At 57.0% G+C, this 16,275-nt stretch carries 20 protein-coding genes; 8 read left to right on the plus strand and 12 right to left on the minus strand.

Annotated features, from left to right (window positions below):
* Positions 1-185: 185 nt before the first annotated feature.
* Positions 186-827 (plus strand): hypothetical protein, encoded by a 642-nt coding sequence (locus tag QXF46_05425; GenBank protein ID MEM0226296.1) that lies wholly within the window; start codon positions 186-188, stop codon positions 825-827.
* Here the strand turns inward: QXF46_05425 and QXF46_05430 are convergent.
* The 8 genes from QXF46_05430 to QXF46_05465 form a co-directional block, all read right to left on the minus strand.
* Positions 817-1,410 (minus strand): hypothetical protein, encoded by a 594-nt coding sequence (locus QXF46_05430; GenBank protein MEM0226297.1) that lies wholly within the window; start codon positions 1,408-1,410, stop codon positions 817-819. The genes QXF46_05425 and QXF46_05430 overlap by 11 nt on opposite strands.
* Positions 1,411-1,440: 30 nt before the next feature.
* On the minus strand, positions 1,441-2,208 hold the full coding sequence (locus QXF46_05435; GenBank protein ID MEM0226298.1) for an ABC transporter permease: 768 nt from the start codon (positions 2,206-2,208) through the stop codon (positions 1,441-1,443).
* Positions 2,205-3,011 (minus strand): ABC transporter permease, encoded by an 807-nt coding sequence (locus QXF46_05440; GenBank protein ID MEM0226299.1) that lies wholly within the window; start codon positions 3,009-3,011, stop codon positions 2,205-2,207. Before QXF46_05440 ends, QXF46_05435 begins: the two co-directional genes overlap by 4 nt.
* Positions 3,011-3,952, minus strand: a complete 942-nt coding sequence (locus QXF46_05445; protein ID MEM0226300.1) for an ABC transporter ATP-binding protein — start codon at positions 3,950-3,952, stop codon at positions 3,011-3,013. The genes QXF46_05440 and QXF46_05445 overlap by 1 nt, the downstream gene beginning before the upstream one ends.
* A 70-nt stretch (positions 3,953-4,022) precedes the next feature.
* A complete protein-coding gene (locus QXF46_05450; protein ID MEM0226301.1) occupies positions 4,023-4,814 on the minus strand; it encodes a sugar phosphate isomerase/epimerase family protein in 792 nt (263 codons plus the stop codon).
* A complete protein-coding gene (locus tag QXF46_05455) occupies positions 4,811-5,707 on the minus strand; it encodes a sugar phosphate isomerase/epimerase family protein (protein ID MEM0226302.1) in 897 nt (298 codons plus the stop codon). Before QXF46_05455 ends, QXF46_05450 begins: the two co-directional genes overlap by 4 nt.
* A 179-nt stretch (positions 5,708-5,886) precedes the next feature.
* Complete coding sequence (locus QXF46_05460; protein ID MEM0226303.1) at positions 5,887-6,675, minus strand: TatD family hydrolase; 789 nt, start codon at positions 6,673-6,675, stop codon at positions 5,887-5,889.
* A gap of 34 nt (positions 6,676-6,709) precedes the next feature.
* On the minus strand, positions 6,710-7,633 hold the full coding sequence (locus tag QXF46_05465) for a homoserine kinase (GenBank protein MEM0226304.1): 924 nt from the start codon (positions 7,631-7,633) through the stop codon (positions 6,710-6,712).
* A gap of 56 nt (positions 7,634-7,689) precedes the next feature.
* On the opposite strand from QXF46_05465, the gene QXF46_05470 reads away from it, so the two are divergent.
* Genes QXF46_05470 through deoC form a run of 3 tightly spaced genes read left to right on the plus strand, consistent with a single transcriptional unit; the run spans position 7,690 to position 9,815 of the window.
* On the plus strand, positions 7,690-8,847 hold the full coding sequence (locus QXF46_05470) for a cystathionine gamma-synthase family protein (protein ID MEM0226305.1): 1,158 nt from the start codon (positions 7,690-7,692) through the stop codon (positions 8,845-8,847).
* Positions 8,848-8,880: 33 nt separating this feature from the next.
* On the plus strand, positions 8,881-9,090 hold the full coding sequence (locus tag QXF46_05475; protein MEM0226306.1) for a winged helix-turn-helix domain-containing protein: 210 nt from the start codon (positions 8,881-8,883) through the stop codon (positions 9,088-9,090).
* Positions 9,091-9,134: 44 nt separating this feature from the next.
* Positions 9,135-9,815 carry a deoxyribose-phosphate aldolase gene (deoC, locus tag QXF46_05480; protein MEM0226307.1) on the plus strand — a complete coding sequence of 227 codons (681 nt, stop codon included), beginning with the start codon at positions 9,135-9,137 and terminating at the stop codon, positions 9,813-9,815.
* Here the strand turns inward: deoC and QXF46_05485 are convergent.
* Positions 9,796-10,206, minus strand: coding sequence for a CopG family ribbon-helix-helix protein (locus QXF46_05485; GenBank protein MEM0226308.1), 411 nt, complete (start codon positions 10,204-10,206; stop codon positions 9,796-9,798). The genes deoC and QXF46_05485 overlap by 20 nt on opposite strands.
* An 84-nt stretch (positions 10,207-10,290) precedes the next feature.
* Between QXF46_05485 and QXF46_05490 the strand changes: the two genes are divergently transcribed.
* Positions 10,291-10,563 (plus strand): 50S ribosomal protein L35ae, encoded by a 273-nt coding sequence (locus QXF46_05490; GenBank protein MEM0226309.1) that lies wholly within the window; start codon positions 10,291-10,293, stop codon positions 10,561-10,563.
* A 64-nt stretch (positions 10,564-10,627) separates the two neighbouring features.
* A complete protein-coding gene (locus tag QXF46_05495; protein MEM0226310.1) occupies positions 10,628-10,840 on the plus strand; it encodes a hypothetical protein in 213 nt (70 codons plus the stop codon).
* Here the strand turns inward: QXF46_05495 and QXF46_05500 are convergent.
* Both QXF46_05500 and QXF46_05505 read right to left on the minus strand, forming a co-directional pair.
* Positions 10,803-11,273, minus strand: a complete 471-nt coding sequence (locus QXF46_05500; GenBank protein ID MEM0226311.1) for a hypothetical protein — start codon at positions 11,271-11,273, stop codon at positions 10,803-10,805. The genes QXF46_05495 and QXF46_05500 overlap by 38 nt on opposite strands.
* Before the next feature lie 90 nt (positions 11,274-11,363).
* Entirely contained in the window at positions 11,364-13,481 is a 2,118-nt protein-coding gene (locus QXF46_05505) for a Sip1-related alpha-galactosidase (protein MEM0226312.1), read from the minus strand.
* Between the two features lie 77 nt (positions 13,482-13,558).
* Here QXF46_05505 and QXF46_05510 point away from each other — a divergent pair, with 77 nt between their 5' ends.
* Positions 13,559-14,035 carry a hypothetical protein gene (locus QXF46_05510; protein ID MEM0226313.1) on the plus strand — a complete coding sequence of 159 codons (477 nt, stop codon included), beginning with the start codon at positions 13,559-13,561 and terminating at the stop codon, positions 14,033-14,035.
* On the opposite strand, the gene QXF46_05515 is transcribed toward QXF46_05510, so the two are convergent.
* Positions 14,028-15,014 (minus strand): BadF/BadG/BcrA/BcrD ATPase family protein, encoded by a 987-nt coding sequence (locus tag QXF46_05515; protein MEM0226314.1) that lies wholly within the window; start codon positions 15,012-15,014, stop codon positions 14,028-14,030. The genes QXF46_05510 and QXF46_05515 overlap by 8 nt on opposite strands.
* A gap of 73 nt (positions 15,015-15,087) precedes the next feature.
* Between QXF46_05515 and QXF46_05520 the strand changes: the two genes are divergently transcribed.
* Positions 15,088-16,245, plus strand: coding sequence for an alpha-L-fucosidase (locus tag QXF46_05520; protein MEM0226315.1), 1,158 nt, complete (start codon positions 15,088-15,090; stop codon positions 16,243-16,245).
* The last annotated feature ends 30 nt before the right edge of the window (positions 16,246-16,275 follow it).

The following is a 16,275-nucleotide window of genomic DNA, read 5'->3' on the forward strand; positions in this document are numbered from 1 at the left end:
GGCTCAAATGGACCCTTGCTCGGGTAAGGTATGTCTCTGAGAATCTGGCGGGGTTTTTCCACGAGCCTAGGGAGGTCTGAAGGTATAAGTGGTTAACCGGACAGCCGGCCTCTCTCAGTTAGCGTTGGCGTCGCAGCCCAAGGGATTGCAGCAAGCGATAAATTCCGCGGGTCCAACCGCGCGCCGTGGGGAAGTTGAACATCGTTGAGGAGCTTTACAGGTACTTTAGGGATGAACGTTCGAAGCATTCGAGGGAGCCCGGCGTCCACTGGGTCACAGACCTCGTCTCCTGCAGCTTGAAGGTGAGGTACGAGCAGCTCTACCCAGAGCTGAGCATGCCCGACGTCTTCAATCCCGTCCTCATCCAGGGGGTTCTCATCCACAAGGGCCTCGGCCTCCTGCTGGCCCAACTGCTCGAGGCGAAGGGTGTGAAGGTGGAGGTTGAGAAGGAGGCCTGTGTGGAGGTAGACCTCACTGCCGCAGGGCTGGCGGGTGGAAGGGTTCTCGTGAAGGGGAGGGCTGACATCATCGTATACCCGCCCAGCGGTAAGGGGGTAGGCATCGAGGTGAAAACCGCGAGATCGGATATTCAGCTACCCCTGGAGCATCACGTTGACCAGGTTCGGGCCTACAACACCATCTTCGACCTGGCTGAGAGCTACCTGCTTTACGTCACACCCGAGCGGATCACCCAGTTTGAAGTCGAGGAAAGAATGAGCGTAGAGGAGCTCGCCTTACGCGCCACCGAACACAAGGCCCCGAGGTACACGTGGGAGTGCAGGTACTGCAACTTCGGCGTACTGTGCCCGTACAAGGTCACGAAGTAGCTACCCCGCCTCCAGCGATGACGGCCGTATCTGCAGCATCCAGTAGACCCAGAGCTCTCAACTTCAGCCCAACTCTCGAGGCGATGAGGGCTGCAACTATGAGCGTCTTCAGAGGGCCGATGACCGCCTCGTAAGGGGATCTGGTGAACACCTTTACCCTAACTTCACCTACGAGCAGCTCATCCCCGGCCTTCAGATCCTTAACCTCCTGGCCGCGTACTAGTATGGCCCTCTTGAAGCCCCCACGCAGCTCGCAAACCCCGTCAGGCGTGGGAATGAGCATCGAGGAGGCACCACCGCCGATAATGCTAGCGACATCATCGAAGTCCCTGGGCAAAACTGCGAAGAAGAAAACCGGAGGTAGAATCTCTGCTCGATGCTTGAGCAGGAGAAGCAATTCCAAAGCCTCCTCTAAAAGAGGGGCTGCGGCTACCTCCTCGCCCATGAAGAAGGCCTGGAGCATCGGGTAGGCATACCCGAGCTTCTCCTCCAGGTGTTCGAGGAGCTCGATGAAGTCTCGAGGGAAAAAGACGGTGGACAGCCTCTCGATGAAGTGCTCACCGACCGCTACGTACACCGGCACGGACAAACTATGTAGCAACCGTCCAAAAACTCATCGGCTAATGTTCCTCCTGTAGAGTAGAGCCGCCAGGACTAAGAGGAGGATTGCCCATAAGGTGAGCTCGAAGATTGCGAGAGGGTTAATGCTGCTGTAGTAGCCGAAGGCCCAGCGGTATACATCGGACGCCAGAGAAACGGGAGTGTGCGCTATAGCATCCGCCAGTGGACCAGGGAACCGGAGTCTAAGCACCTCGCGCGGGTAGAAGACGTTGGAGAGGAAGAAGAGCGTGTAGTAGGTAAGTGCTCTAAACGTAGCTTGTAGATTGAAGTCCCTGGTTGATGTTGAGATGGCTATAGCCAAGGCAGACATCGAGGCTGAAAGCACGATCGAAGTGTAAGCGATGATGGCGGCCTGGTAGAGGTTCGGCACGCCGACGAGGGCGATGTTCAGCGCTATAAACGCGAGCTGATAGATGAGCCCCCTAAATGTGCCTCCCATTATGCGGCCCGCGATCAGAGCCCACCTCGACGCTGGCAGCGTGAGCAGGTAGTACACCACCTCCCTCCTCATCTCGGCGCCCACCTCCCTTCCTATCGAGAATGACGACGCGAACACCGACACGGATAGGACGCCTGTTGACATGAACTTGATGTAGTCCGGAATGTACTCTCTGTTCACTATGTTATTGAAAATCAGTGCGAATATGACGACGTCGGCCAGGTTCATCACAATCTGGCTGGCAAGCCAATGCTTAAACTTCCAGAATCTCACCAGGTCCCTGTAAGCGATCAGTAGGCTGCTCCGTAGTTCACCGTTCACCTCCAACCACCTCCTTCAAGCTTCCTTTCCACAATGTAGATCGCTAGCGAGACGAGACCGGCTGCGAGTCCAAGCAAGTACGCGGCCATCGTCACCGGGCTGGCAATCGCCAGAACCCTGTATTCCTCGAAGAAGAAGAACGTTCTTGCAAGATCCACCAGGTGGGAGAGTGGGTTCACCAGAGCGGCGTAATAATACGGCGCTACCCTGCTGAGAACGACAGCGGGGTAGAATATCGTGCTGAGCCTCACTATCACTGCGTCGATGATCCCGAACAGGATGTCCGTCGCATCGCCCGATTTCACGCTCAGCACCACGGAGAGCACGAGCCCCACGGTTCCGACGGAGAAGACCGCCGATGCGGCTAGAGACACTGCTATCGCCTCTGGAGGCCCTCCACCGAGCAGTATCAGGACTATGGCGTACATCGGGAGAGTGAATATGAAAGCTGCCAATCCTCCCCCCACAGCGCGACCTAGGGAGAGCACGCGACGCTTGATGGGTAGCGTAAGATGGTACTCTATTATCCCTTCCTCAAACTCTTCCGCCACTTCGTAGGCGTTCGAGACGCTGATCGAGAACAGCATGGAGGTGTAGACCCCGAGGAGGTAGAAGTGGTAGTAATCTAGCTGAGCCGAGATGATACCGCGGAACCTGACCATCGCGGTTAAAGCTAGGCCGAAAATCGAAACCTGGACTGCGAACCATGTTATCCTCATCAAAACGAAGATCCGGCGCCTCCACATCCTCATCAAGTCCCACTGCACGAGAAGGAGAATCGCCCTAAGATCGCCGGTTTGCATCAGCTCTCACCCAAGCGTGCACCGGTGAAGTAGAAGAACACGTCGTCGAGCGTCGGCTCCTGCACCATGATTCTCTTAACCCTCACTCCAGCTTCCAGCAGCTTGCTGACAATCTCGGCGGCTCGCTCCTCACCCTTGTTGAGGTACGCCACGATCCTATCGTTTTGCAGGATTAGCTTCCCCATACCGTCCAGCTTGGATAGTACCCTCTCGACCCTCTCTTTGGAGCCTTCAAAGCTAATCTCTACGACGTCACCGCCGGGAACCCGATCCTTAAGCTCTTTTACCGTGCCCAAGGCGCGCAGCTCGCCTTTGTAGATAATGGCGATCCTCTCGCAAATCCTCTCCGCCTCAAACATGTCGTTTGTAGCGACTATTATCGTTGAACCCTCATCCCTCATCGCCCTCACAACGTCCCAGAGAGCGTGCTTCGTCAGAACATCAACTTGTGCTGTGGGCTCATCGAAGATCGCCAGCTTTGGTCTCTGAATGAGGACCTTTGCGATCTCCAACTTCTTCCTGGTACCCCCACTCAATTGGTAAAACTGCTTGTTCCTGTGCTCCCAGAGCTCCAGCTTCTCCATCACTTCCCTAACAACCTGCTTTGCTCCGCTAGAGGAGTAGCCAACGATTTTCGCGTGCCAGAGGAGAAGCTCGTAGGGCGTGTCAACCCACATGGCTTTGGGCTCCTGGAACGCGATACCTACGTACCTTCTGACTATGTCGTCCTCCTTCGTTACGGAATGCCCGAATACGTAAATGTCCCCGCTCGTTGGCTTGTACACGGTCGCGATGGTGAGGAGGGTTGTGCTCTTACCCGATCCGTTGGGACCGAGTAGACCAAACATCTCCCCCTCATAGATCTCCAGGTTGAGGTTGTTGACAGCGACTACGTTCCCGAACTTCTTGGTGAAGCCTGCGATTTTAACGGCTACCCCCACGCGACACCCCCTCAATGCATCCCGGATAAAACTTCTTACGTTTGTAGCGGTTTACAAGTGTGTAGCGGGCCTAGAGGTTCACTATCGTTAATAGGCCTCGAAGGTATCCCAACCCCAAACCCACGGCGAGGATTGGATCGCGGCGTCCTTCGTACTCGACGGAAAGGTAGTTGCGATAGCCGGCGCTCTTCAGCCTCCTGACGATCGCCTCGAAATCGATGCAACCCTCGCCCGGCGCACAAGGCCTGCCCCACACGTCCACGTCCTTTGCGTGCACGTGCTCTACCCAAGCCCCTAACCGTTCAACAGCCTCCACTGGGCTGTCCCCAGCGAAGACGAAGTTGCCCGTGTCGAATGTTACGCGAAGATTCCTCGAACCCACCTCCTTCAGGATGCGCTCCACAACATCGATCCTGCTGAAGTGCCTACCGTGGTTCTCCACGGCCAGTACAACCCCCTCGCTAGCCGCGTAGTCCGAGACCTCCCTAAGAGCCTCTATCACCCATTTTTCCGCCTCTGCAGCATCGATCCCCTGCTTCAGATCCCCAGCGAAGACCCTCAGACGGGTTGCGTCAAAGCTCTTAGCGTCCGCCACCGCGGCTTTCACCCTATCAATCTCCCCCCTCCTTTCCTCAAGTGAGGGTTTAACGAAGTCGTTCGACGTGATGTAAATCGCGAGCTCTACGCCGAGCTCCTGAAGTTTGCGCTTAGCCTCCACCCTCTCCTCCCGGCTCCTCCAGTAGTAACCCAGGTCGACGGCATCAGCCCCGAGCCTGTGGGCGACTTCTATGAAGCGGGGAACCGTGAGCCTCCCGCTGAGCAGGTAGTCACGCAGGCTGTAGATTGTGACTGAGAGCTTCATCTCTCCACCTCTTTCAACGCCTTCTCGATCAACAACTTCAGGTTCTCTGCGCAGATCGATGAAGCGTACTCACCCGCCTCCGAGTACGCTGCTCCACCGGGGCGCTCGATCAGCTCTCGGGGCAGCTGGTGAGGCCTCCAGTGAGTCTCTAGCGATAGGAAGCCGTTGTAACGGTCTCTAACGAGAGCTTTTATTTGCTCGAGCCAGTTTACCTCCCCCTCTCCGATGGGGACAAACTCATGGCCTTCAGGCTTCCTTCTACCGTCTTTCACGTGAACGTGAACGAACATCCCGCGCACGTAGCCGTAGCCGTCCGGGTAGGGGCGCTCGCCCTCCGGATCCCACACGTCGTTGCCCGGATCCCAGACTCCGCTCACCACGGCGGGCTTCTTAACCGCTTCGAGGAATTGCCTTAGCCGGAAACCGTTATTTACGTGGGTTGAAGGCTCGTTCTCTACGGCCAGTACGACGCCCTCGTCGGAGGCGATGTCGACCGCGGGCAGGAAGGCTTCGAGAACCCTGCTTAACCGCTCCTCGAGGCTTCCCGTGCGCCAGAATGTGAAAACCCTGATTACCTTCGTGTCAAGCGACTTTGCCAGAGCTATGCATCGTTTTAGTATCGACAGGTGCTCCCTCACCATGATCTGGGAATCCAAGTTGCACTTGAATACTGGCGACGCAATAGCGCTCACGCAAAGCCCCCTCCTCTCAAGTTCGGCGCGGATCTCCCCGGAACGATCGAGTAGGTCCTGGGGAGGCCTGTTCCAAAGCGTCCTGATTTCGATGCCGTGGAACCCGTACCGGTCGGCAAAATCGACAACCCGCGAAAGCTCCTGCGAGACTTCATCGGTTATCACTGACAGCTTAAGCATCGAGCCTAGAACGTCAAGCACGTACAAATGCCTTGTGGGGCAAAACTTGAAATAAAGGCTTTCAGCGATTATTCCGGGCGATGAAGAGCCTACGGCCCTTAAGCGGTGACGATTAAGCTGTTAGCGGAGCCCCCACTCCGCCCTGAGACGAGGGTTCCCAATCGTTGCAGCGCTGGTGTGCGCAGCGTGGTATGGGGCCTCTAGCCGAGCTGAACGCCGTAGAGCTTCTCTATGTTGGTGACGAGGATCCTCCAGGCTTGCTCCTCGTTTAAAACCCCTTTCTCGATCAACCTTGAGAATGTCCTGCTTATGCTCCAGGGCGCCACTACTGCTCCCGGGCGCTTAGGATCGTCCAGGAAGTCGCTCTCAACCACGAAACAGGTTGAACAAGCTAGCGCGGCCTTCAACTCGTTCTCGCGGGCGGGGACTGAGGGTAAGAGACCCCTTTCGTAGGCGTAACTCGAGTATGACCCCTCGGCGTGGTGAAGCACGAACTTCCCTCCCCCAGCCTTTATCCGCGAAGCCAAATCATCGATAGTAGCTTTCCCCCCTCGCTCGACGTGGAAATGTACTGGGCAGTCCAGCTGTCGCGCCATATCCACTACTTCGTTCAGCACGGTGTTGCAGGCCTCAACCACTTCTTCAGGTGCTTGCCAGTGGGGGCGTCCGACCTCCCCCAGACCCTCAGCCTCTCCGTTCTTGACGTGCTTCGCAGCTAGCCTGTACGCGTCAAGGATCATCCTAGCGGCCTTATCGGGTTTTACCCCGGAGGTTATAAGCCTCGTAAGCTCAGCGGGGTGCGGGCCAAGTATCACGGCGACTTTTACCCCTTCCCGCTCCAGCTCCCTCGCTACCGTGATGGTGGCCCGATAGACCTTCTCATAGTCCTCAGCTCTTGTCACGCTAACGCCGTAGCTCCACGACAGCAGGTTTACAAGACCTACAAACCAGCCCCCCGAGTCGATGAAGCGCTTCGCGAAGGCCCTCACCCCCATGCCTCCCGTGGGGTTCAAATGGCAGTGGTTATCTCCTACTCTCAACATTGCGTATCGCCCCCCTGAGCTCCACCCTCGTTACTATAGGCCTGTAGCCTGGGGCAACCTTCATGACCTCTGATACGATGCTGTCTAACTTATCCTCCTCGGCAAGGGCGAAGAGCGAGGGTCCAGCACCCGATATGTTGAAAGCCAATGCGCCAGTGCGCAGCGCCGCCCTCTTCATCTCCCAGTACCCCGGTATGCTGCGCGCCCTCACGCTCTCAACGATCCCACCGTCGCTAGCGAAGGAGATGCACCTCTTAATACCCCGCGCAAGACCCGCTGCGAAGGCTGCAGCGGTAAAAGCCCAGTGACTGGCATCCCTCAAGCTGACAGACTCGGGAAGAATGCACCTCATCGCTTTGGTCTTCTGCGCGTGGGGAGACTGCCTGAAGAATACTACGACGTGGAGCCAGCTGGGTGGCTCAAGCACGACGTGGAGCCGAGGGTTCTGAGGGTCGATTAGAACGATTCCGCCTAGGAGGGAGGCCGCTGCATTGTCGTAGTGCGCTGAGCCCGCCGCTAAGGCTTCGCCGGCTCCCGCCGCCTCTAGGAGCTCAGCTACGCTCGCCCCGATTCCCAGAAGTTCGTTCACCGCGACAACGGTCGCGGCTGCGCTTGCACCGGAGGAGCCTAACCCCGAGCCCACGGGAACCCCCTTCCGAACCCTGATCAGGACTCCGGTCTCCCTCCCGTAGACCTTCGTCAACAAATGCTGCGCAGCTGCATAGGCCACGTTCATCCTCCCCGAGGGCACGTTCTCTCCCTCCGCTTCGACCTTCAATTCTCCACCTGTTTCCTCTGCTACGACCTCATCGTAGAAGGCCTCAATAGCCATCGCTGCCGCGTCGAAGAGGCAGCCCAGGTTGGCTATGCTAGCCGGCGCCCTAACCACGACCCTGCCGGGCATTACGTTGAACAGCTGCGACGCCGCATGTTTTAAAATGCTAGCGGGGAGGCTACCGCGTGAGGTTCGCGACGGAACTCGTTCACGGGCACGGTTACTTCGATGAGAAGACAGGTGCGTTTATTCCCCCGATCTACCAAACGGCAATGTTTGAGCAGCCTGAGCGAGCTACGGGCGAGACGAGATTGACGGACAGGGGTACTGAACTTAAGTACTCGAGGGAGGAGAACCCCACTGTTCGCTCCCTTGAGCGTGCACTAGCTGCTGCAGAAGGGGCAGACGATTCCCTCGCCTTCTCCAGCGGGATGGCTGCGATCTCAACCGCGTACCTCGCTTTACTCAGGAGCGGGGCTCGGATTGTTGTGACCATGGAGGGGTACGGGACAACTATTCAGTTGGCCTCGGATCTGGGGAAGTTCGGCGTAAAGTCTGTGAAGGTTTGGCCGGCAGCCGAGGCGTTCATCGAAGAAGTGAGGGGAGGGGACGTAGTGCTAATCGAGACGGTCACCAACCCGACGCTGAGGGTGGTTGATGTGCCGGAGATCGCAAAGAGGTGTCGAGAGGTGGGGGCGACGCTAATCGTTGATAACACCTTCGCGTCGCCGGTCGTCTTTAAGCCGATCCGGGCGGGAGCACACATGGTTGTCGAGAGTCTCACCAAGTACATCGCCGGGCACAACGATGTGCTGGGCGGATGCATAGCCGGCCCTAACGGCTCAATCAAGGAGCTGTGGGAGTGGCGGAGGAAGCTTGGCACAGTGATGAACCCGTTTGAGGCTTTCCTCGTGCTGAGGGGCTTGAAGACGCTGGAGATCAGGTACGAGAGGGTCTCGCGCACAGCACTGGAGCTGGCGGAGTTCCTGGAGGACCATCCGAAGGTTGTGGAGGTACTGTACCCCGGGCTTTCTTCGAGCCCTTACAAGAGCATCGCTGACAGGATCTTTGAGAGGAGGCTGTACGGTGGAGTGCTATCATTCAAGGTTAAGGGCGGCAAAAACGAGGCGTTGCAAGTGTTGCGAAGGGTCCGCGTTATCCGACCGGCGCCCAGCCTAGGGGGCGCTGAAAGCTTGCTGACGTACCCCGTGATCAGCGCGGCTAAAATGATGCCGGAGGAGGATAGAGTCAAGCTGGGGATTACCGACAACCTGCTCCGCCTCTCCGTGGGCTTAGAGGATCCGGAGGATCTCAAGGAGGATCTGTCCTCCGCCCTCGAGTAAGAGATATAGGGATGAGTTATTCTTGATTCCGCGATGAAGCCAGAGGAAGTTTTTGGAGTAAATGCGGGTAAAGTCTGGAAGGCTCTAAAGGAGGCGGGAAAGCCGCTGACCGTCAGGGAGATCGTCCGGGCTACTGGCTTAAAACTCACAGACGTGTATGGTGCTCTGGGCTGGCTGGGAAGAGAGGGTAAAATCGAGATCATGAGGGAAAAGAAGAGGTTAATGTACAAGCTCCTCGAGTGAACATTTATCCGTCAAAGTCTTATGGGGTAGCGAGCTGGGATCTTGTGAGAAGGAGTGAGATAGCCAAGCTCATTGATTACGCCCTGGTTCACCCCACCCACACCATAAGCGATGTTGAAAGAGCCTGCTTGGAGGCCATCAGGTTGGGTATAGGAGCCATTTGCGTTCTACCCCCCTTCATAGGGTTCACGGCCAAGAAGCTGGCCGGAACCGGGTGTAAGGTATGCGGCGTAGTAGCCTTCCCCTTTGGTGCAAGCCCGACGGAAGTGAAGGTCAAGGAGGCGGTACTGGCTGTCGAGCAGGGGGCCGATGAGATAGATTTCGTGATGAACATCCCCCTATTCAAGTCTGGTAGGCTTGATGAGGTGCAACGCGATATTGAGGCTGTGACGAGCGCGGCCAAGCGGGCCGGTGAGAAAAGAGGAGGGGATATCGTCGTTAAGGTGATAATCGAGACGGGCTACTTAACCCCTGCTGAAATAGTCAGAGCGAGCAGGATTGTAGAAGAGGCTGGGGCGGACTTCGTAAAGACGTGCACCGGCTTCGGGCCTCGAGGGGCTACGATTGAGGACGTTAACCTGATTCTAAGCGCTGTAAGTAGGGCGAAGGTGAAAGCTGCGGGCGGCATCTCAACATACGAGAAAGCCGTTGAGTTCGTGAAAGCGGGTGCGTCTAGAATCGGGACGTCGCGCGCCGTAGAGATCCTCAACGAGGCTCCCGAGTAAGGCTGATTAACGCCCTATTGACGCCCGTCACGCCCCTTACGCGCCTTATATCCTCGATTAACTTAAACACTCTCTCGGAACCCCCCTTTACCACTAGAGCTTCGATACACTCATCTTCGCTCGCATGCACGTGCAAAGTGGAAACTATTACATCGAGATACTGGTGTCCCAGCCTCCTTAAACGCTCAGCCGTGCGGTGCCCTGTAAACCTGTAAGTGACAAGTCCTATGACTGTTCCTCTAACGTCTTCACGAGAGCTCTCGAGGAGCAGCCTCACGGCTTCAGCGATGGCTTGGCTCCTGCTCCGAAATGAACGGGCAGCGATTTTGTCGAGCTCGGCCAGAAGCTTCTCTGGTATAGTGATCGACACGCGTACTCTCCTCCCGCCCACTCAGCGCCGATTCTAGGGAGAGCTAAAAATGTGGTGGGGAAGCGAAAGCGCTTTTAGGCGGGTTAAGAGGGGTTTGGCGCGCCTATGAGCGCGGTCGGGCGTAGGGCGTTCATCGTTAGCTACCGGCGAGGCAGCAACTCGCAGAACGAACGTTACGTGATACTGGAAGTTGAAGGTGTGTCGAGCGGGGCGGAAGCGGCACGCTTTATCGGAAGGAAGGTGGTGTACCTTCTACCCAACGGCGAGAAGGTGCAAGGGAGAGTAGTTAGAGTGCACGGACGCGGCGGTAGATTGATCGCGAGGTTCAGGAGACCGCTACCCGGTCAAGCCCTTGGGAAAACGGCACTGGTCATCTGAATCAACCCGTGCCTGAAGCCATTACGTTTATTTAATCGCTCGAAACTTTATACCTACGAGCCTAATGGGGCCTGCAAGAGGTACAGTAGTTGAGGTGGAGGTCGACCACCGGAGGATACCGTATGCTGAGTTCGTGAAGATACTGAGTAGTTTTAATGGTAAGATTATCTCGCGCGACGGGTTCTGGCCCCTCTCCAGGTATAAGGTGCTGGTACCTCGGAAAGGGGCTAGAGAATTGATCAGAATCCTTGAGGAGGCTCAACGTAGCGAAGCTTAAGCTTCGCTAACTCCCTTAAAACGGATTCTACAAAACTATCTACCTCCTCCCTTCTAACCCCCTTCTTCGAGGCCTCCCTCTTGACTATCTCCTCAACCACCGCGTAGCGCTTGTACCGCTCGTTTAACTCCTTCCACGGCAAGCCGGCGAAGGCCTTAGCGATCCTTTCATCGTAGGGGAGCACGCCACGGAGCATCAGGACGGCGATTATGGGGTAGCCGACGTACCCCCTGAACCTAGTCCCGTTGTCATTGCTGTAAGCCTCGCCTCTCTCCGGGTCTACGTAAACCCTGTACTCCCTATCCCCCATCGAAGAACCTACAACAGCTTCCTTACCACTTATGAGGCTAACTCGGCCATCCGCGATGGAGCCAAGCGCCTCTAATACCTTTATTCTTGGAGGCATGTCCAGCACTTTGCCTACAATGGCCACGTTAGACGAAACTCCCTGATCCTAATAACGCTTTCCGTGCAGATAGTGTGAGTGAGCCGCCGGGATCTGGTTAACGGGAAAGCTTTTGAATTAGGCTCGCAAGCGAATAATGGTGCTGGTGCACTTCACTTTCAGTAGCGGCTGCTCCTCGGCGATTTCTCCCCCCTCGACCTTCACCTTGCGCTCTGTCCTCGCGATGAGCAAACCGGGCTCCTTCAGCTTGAGAACGGCTTCGTCTTCAAAGATGCATGCGTGATCGATGCCTCGAGGCATGATATAGACGTTGTTTAAACCCACAGGGTCTAGCCAGCCGCGCCTGGGAGCTATTATGAACAGCTTCACCCCCATCGGTTCGAGCTCGAATTGCAGCTCACCATCTCCCAGTTCCCCGCTGAAGTACTCGTAAACCCAGTACTTCCCCGGTGGGAGCAGCGCGTCAGGGGGTGCCACATGGCCTCTCACCACAGCGTCATCCCTATGGATGTTAAAGGCCGCTACGATGCCATACGTTCCGACACCATCCACGGTGACATGGGTGAAGATCTTGAGGGGGACAGCCTCGTTATAGGGATCGCGCATGAGGCTATCCTCGGTGGGTAGGGCTGGAAAATCGGGGAGAGGTAAGCTCCCGTCGCTGAACGCGAGTGGCTTAACGATCTCCGCTACTGTTTTCCCGGGCTCATCCGTCACGTAGACGGGACCCCCGCTGACTGCTCGGGCTACGGCTTGCTGGAGGGCCCATGGATCGTGGCTCTGGAACATGTCCCAGTCGGGCCAAACGACTTGAGACATGAACAGGGCATTGTAAGCGTTAAAGTACAGGTGGAGCTTGTCCCTCGACTTCCTGTGCGGAACTATGTAGTCGACGCAGTTCCTCGCAACCGTTGAGCGTAGCCAGTTGAAAGCATTCTCAGGCTGCTGGGCCATGCAGTTGAGAACCTCCAGCGAGTTCACGTAAGCCGCGGCTTCAAGACCCTCGTGCAGCTCGCGCGCAGCCCTCTCGATGGGGGTACGCCCAGAGTAGGCGTAGCCGACGAAAGACTGATTATCGACCTTGACGAAGTCGAAACCCCACCTCCTAAGCTCGGTGTACCAATCCTTGAAGAGCTCGAAGGCTTTCAGCGGGTTGGGTACGAGGTAGTTGTCTATCTCGACCAGATGCTCGCGCCACCGCTCGGCGAGCTCGCTACCCTTAGCTACTCCACCCCAGTGAACGTTGAGCGTGTGCCAGAGTCCGACGTACTTGGCGCCGAGCTTCTTCAACTCGCTAATCAGGGGGGCGAAGCCTCCCGGGAACTTTCTCTCATCAGGGAGCAGCCTCCTTATCCTCTGCCCAGGCCACGGGGCCGTCTCCTCGTCCTGCCACCCGTCGTCGATGAGGACGAAGCCCGCTTTAACCCCCTTTTCGAGAAGCGATTTATAGGCTGCCAGGACCTTCTCAGCTGTCGGTTCACGCCAGCACGCGTTCCAGCTGCACCAACCCAGGTAGCGGAACACGTCGGGGAGACTCTTGTTCCTCCTTAGGGTTTCCGGCTTTCCCAGCAGTGTTAACGTTGCCTCGTAAGCAGCCTCAACGGCCCTGTAGGGGCTTGGTGAAGCCGAAAGGGTTAGGAGAAGGGCTTTCTTCCATCGCGTGGGCGCAGCGCCGTGAAGTAGCACACTAAACTCCTTACCGTCAAATTTGGAGATGTATCCTCGAGCACCCGAGTTTGACACAGGCAGGATGAAAAGGTAGCCTTCGGAACCCCTACAAAGCAACTGGGAAACCTTCAGGTTCCTAGGTAGACCGTCGAAGCTGGACGCGTGGAGGGGGTAGCTCCACGGGCAGTACTCGAATTCTCCCGCCTCCCTGAGTTGAGGGTACTGGTAAGGCTCGGGCGCGTCTTGAAAATACCTGTCCGGGTCGTAGGTGAAGTGGTAGAGGAGGAGCCTATCAAACCCCTCCAGCCTCGCCCTCAGCTCGGCTACAAGTCCGCTCTCGCTCGCTCCTTCAGCCTCTGCAACGATAACCGTCGTTTCAGCGCTCGGCTCGATGAAGTGCAGCACACCAACCCCCTCCGGGTACCGCACGCGAGCAACCCCCGGCAGCAGCTCGATAGAGGTGGGGTCCGACGGCTCCCTGACTAAGGCGAGCCTGGGCTTGAAACTGAACCTGAAACCAGCTTTCTCAATCGAGATCTCTACGCCTGAAGATGAGATTCGCGCCACGAGGATCGACGACGAAGGGTCGGTATTAAATGTGATCATGTTTTTATAACGCCCAACAAATTGAACTTAGGAGGGCATTGGCAAGGGTCGTTGAGGTGCACACGAGTTCTCTCTCGTTCGTGAAGATGGTCGATAGATCGAGCACGTTGCTCGTAGTACCCGTGCCGAGCAGAAGGGGGGGCGGGAGAGCGCTGCTTCTCTTCGTCGCCAGGAGCAGGGGTAGAAAATCGAGGTGGTGGTCACCAACGATCGCTCTCGCGGGCCGCCCGTTAGTCTCCCTGATGGAAGCCTTGAGGGGGGCCGAAAGGTGGAGGGGAGGAGTAGCGTTCAAATCCAAGAGTGGCTTCTTCATAGCATTCAGGCGTAGGGGGGCTGAAGGCCTCCTCCTCATCGGGCGGGGAGGTGCCCCCTTCGCCTCGTTCAGGCTGAGGAAGAGCGATGCCGCTAAGCTCGCCGAAATGCTAGAAAGAGCTTTGAGCTGGCCTCCAGCCGAGCTACCCACACCTCTCTCATGGAAGGTTAAGGAGGCACTCTTCGGGAGGTACGTCAGCTGAGTAGACCATACCTCCTTAAAGAGCTCCTCAGGTTTTCGACTATTGTCCCCTCTACTTCAACCCCGTCAAGCAAGTAGGCTAGGAGTAGAGCGCCAGCGACGGGCGGCAGCTCAGGCTTGATCAGCTCCACTTTGAATTGCTCCTCAAGGTGCCTCTTAAAGGGCTCGAGGATCACCGGCCCAGCCCTAAAAACTCCGCCTACAGTCGCAACTTTGATCGGTTGCTCACCCCTCATGCTCAGCTTGTCTACGAGGGCTACGACGTGAAGCGCTAGGTGCTTCGCGGCTTCTTCAACGATCCTTCGAGCGACAGCATCGCCAGCGCTAGCGAGCTCGGTTACGATGGGGGCGAGCTTCGCTACATCGCTTATGCTCATCTTCTCCACGTAGAGCTTCCTCAGAATCTCGTCCGGCGATGAGATGCCTAGAGCTTCCAGAATCCTCGTAGTAAGGGCCGTCTGAGCCCCTCTGCCGTCGAAAGCCCAGAGGACGGCACGCAGGGCTTCGCAAGCGATGTAGAAGGCGCTTCCTTCATCGCCCACTAGGTAGCCCCAACCGCCGCATCTCGCGTACTCGCCCCTCCTGTTCCGTGCTCCGGCAACAGACCCGGTGCCAGCAATCACTATGACCCCCGGCTTCCCGAGCGTGGCACCGACGAGGGCTATCTCAGCGTCGTGCCGGACGTAGACCCTTCTCCCGATGATGCGCGGAACAGCCTTCTCTTCGAAGAGCTTGAAGTCGTAGGCTGTATCCATCCCAGCTAAGCCCAGCACAACCACGTCCGCCGAGCCGGCGCCAGCTGGAGCGAGCGCGCCCCTGATAGCGGTGTTTATGTTCTCCACCGCGCCATCGAGGCCCACCACGTGGTAGTTGCTGGGGCCACTTTCGTGAACGCCAATCACGTTTCCCCGCTCATCTGCCGCAACCGCAAGAGTTTTCGTTGCACCACCGTCTACACCCACGCGCAGTTTCCCAGGCATGATCGGGTAGAAGTTGTGCTGATAAATGAGGGTGACGCAAGTCTTAACTAAGTGAGAGCGAGAGTATGCTCCTGTGGAGGAAAAGTTGAGATGGTTTGTAGAGGCGCGTTTCGGCATGTTCATCCACTGGGGGCTATACTCGCTGCTCGGTCGGGGGGAATGGGTAATGTTCCTGGAGGGAATCCCCCGCGAGGAGTACGCGAAGCTGGCTGAAAGCTTTAGGGCTGAAAGATTCGATGCGGAGGAGTGGGCTCTCACCGCGAAAGAGGCAGGTATGCGATACATAGTCCTCACAGCTAGGCACCACGATGGTTTCAGCCTGTTCGATACTAAGCTCTCCGACTTCAAGTCGACGAATACCCCGGCTGCCCGAGACGTGGTTGCCGAGTACGTGGAAGCCTGCAGGAAAGCCGGGTTAAAGGTCGGACTATACTACTCCTTGCTTGACTGGAGATGGGAGGAGTACTGGAGGGGGCCACAGAGAGATCCAAAGGGGTGGGAAAGGTTCCTCGAGTACGTGCACGGACAGGTTGAGGAGCTCTGCAGTAACTACGGCCGGATTGACGTACTCTGGTTTGATGGGGGTTGGCCCTACAAACCAGAGGATTGGAGGGCCCAGGAGCTCCTAGATAAAGTGAGACAGCTGCAGCCGCACATTCTCGTTAACAACAGGACCGGGCTTCCTGGGGATTTCGACACGCCTGAACAGCATGTGCCGTGGTGGTCGCCGCCTAGGAGGGCTTGGGAGACCTGCATGACGATGAACGACAGCTGGGGGTACTTCGAAGGGGACAGGAACTGGAAGACTCCCCGCCAGATCATCAGCACGCTGGTTCAAGTCGTCAGCTTAGGCGGCAACCTCCTGCTGAACGTGGGACCGAGAGGTGACGGAAGCTTCCCTCCAGAAGCGGTCGAGATTCTCTCCCACGTTGGCTCGTGGCTCCGCAGGAACGGCGAGTCAATCTACGGTGCAACAGGAGCTCCATTCACAACCACAGTGGGCCCGACGACGATGAAGGGAAACAAGGTGTACGTTCACGCACTTCGTTGGCCTGGATCAAAGATCTCAGTGGCCAACGTAGGCTTCAGAGTACTAGGAGCGCGCCTGCTAGCGGACGGTAGAGAGCTAAAGTTCAGGCAGGACGGAAGCAGGGTTTTCTTAGAGGGTTTACCCCCTCAACCCCCAGATCCCTACGATACTGTGATCGAGCTGGAGATAGAACTCCGATAGGGCGCAGGCATATTACCTTCCTCCCTCCCC

It is taken from the genome of Thermofilaceae archaeon (genome assembly GCA_038731975.1).
In the GTDB taxonomy this organism is placed as follows: Archaea; Thermoproteota; Thermoprotei; order Thermofilales; family Thermofilaceae; genus JANXEW01.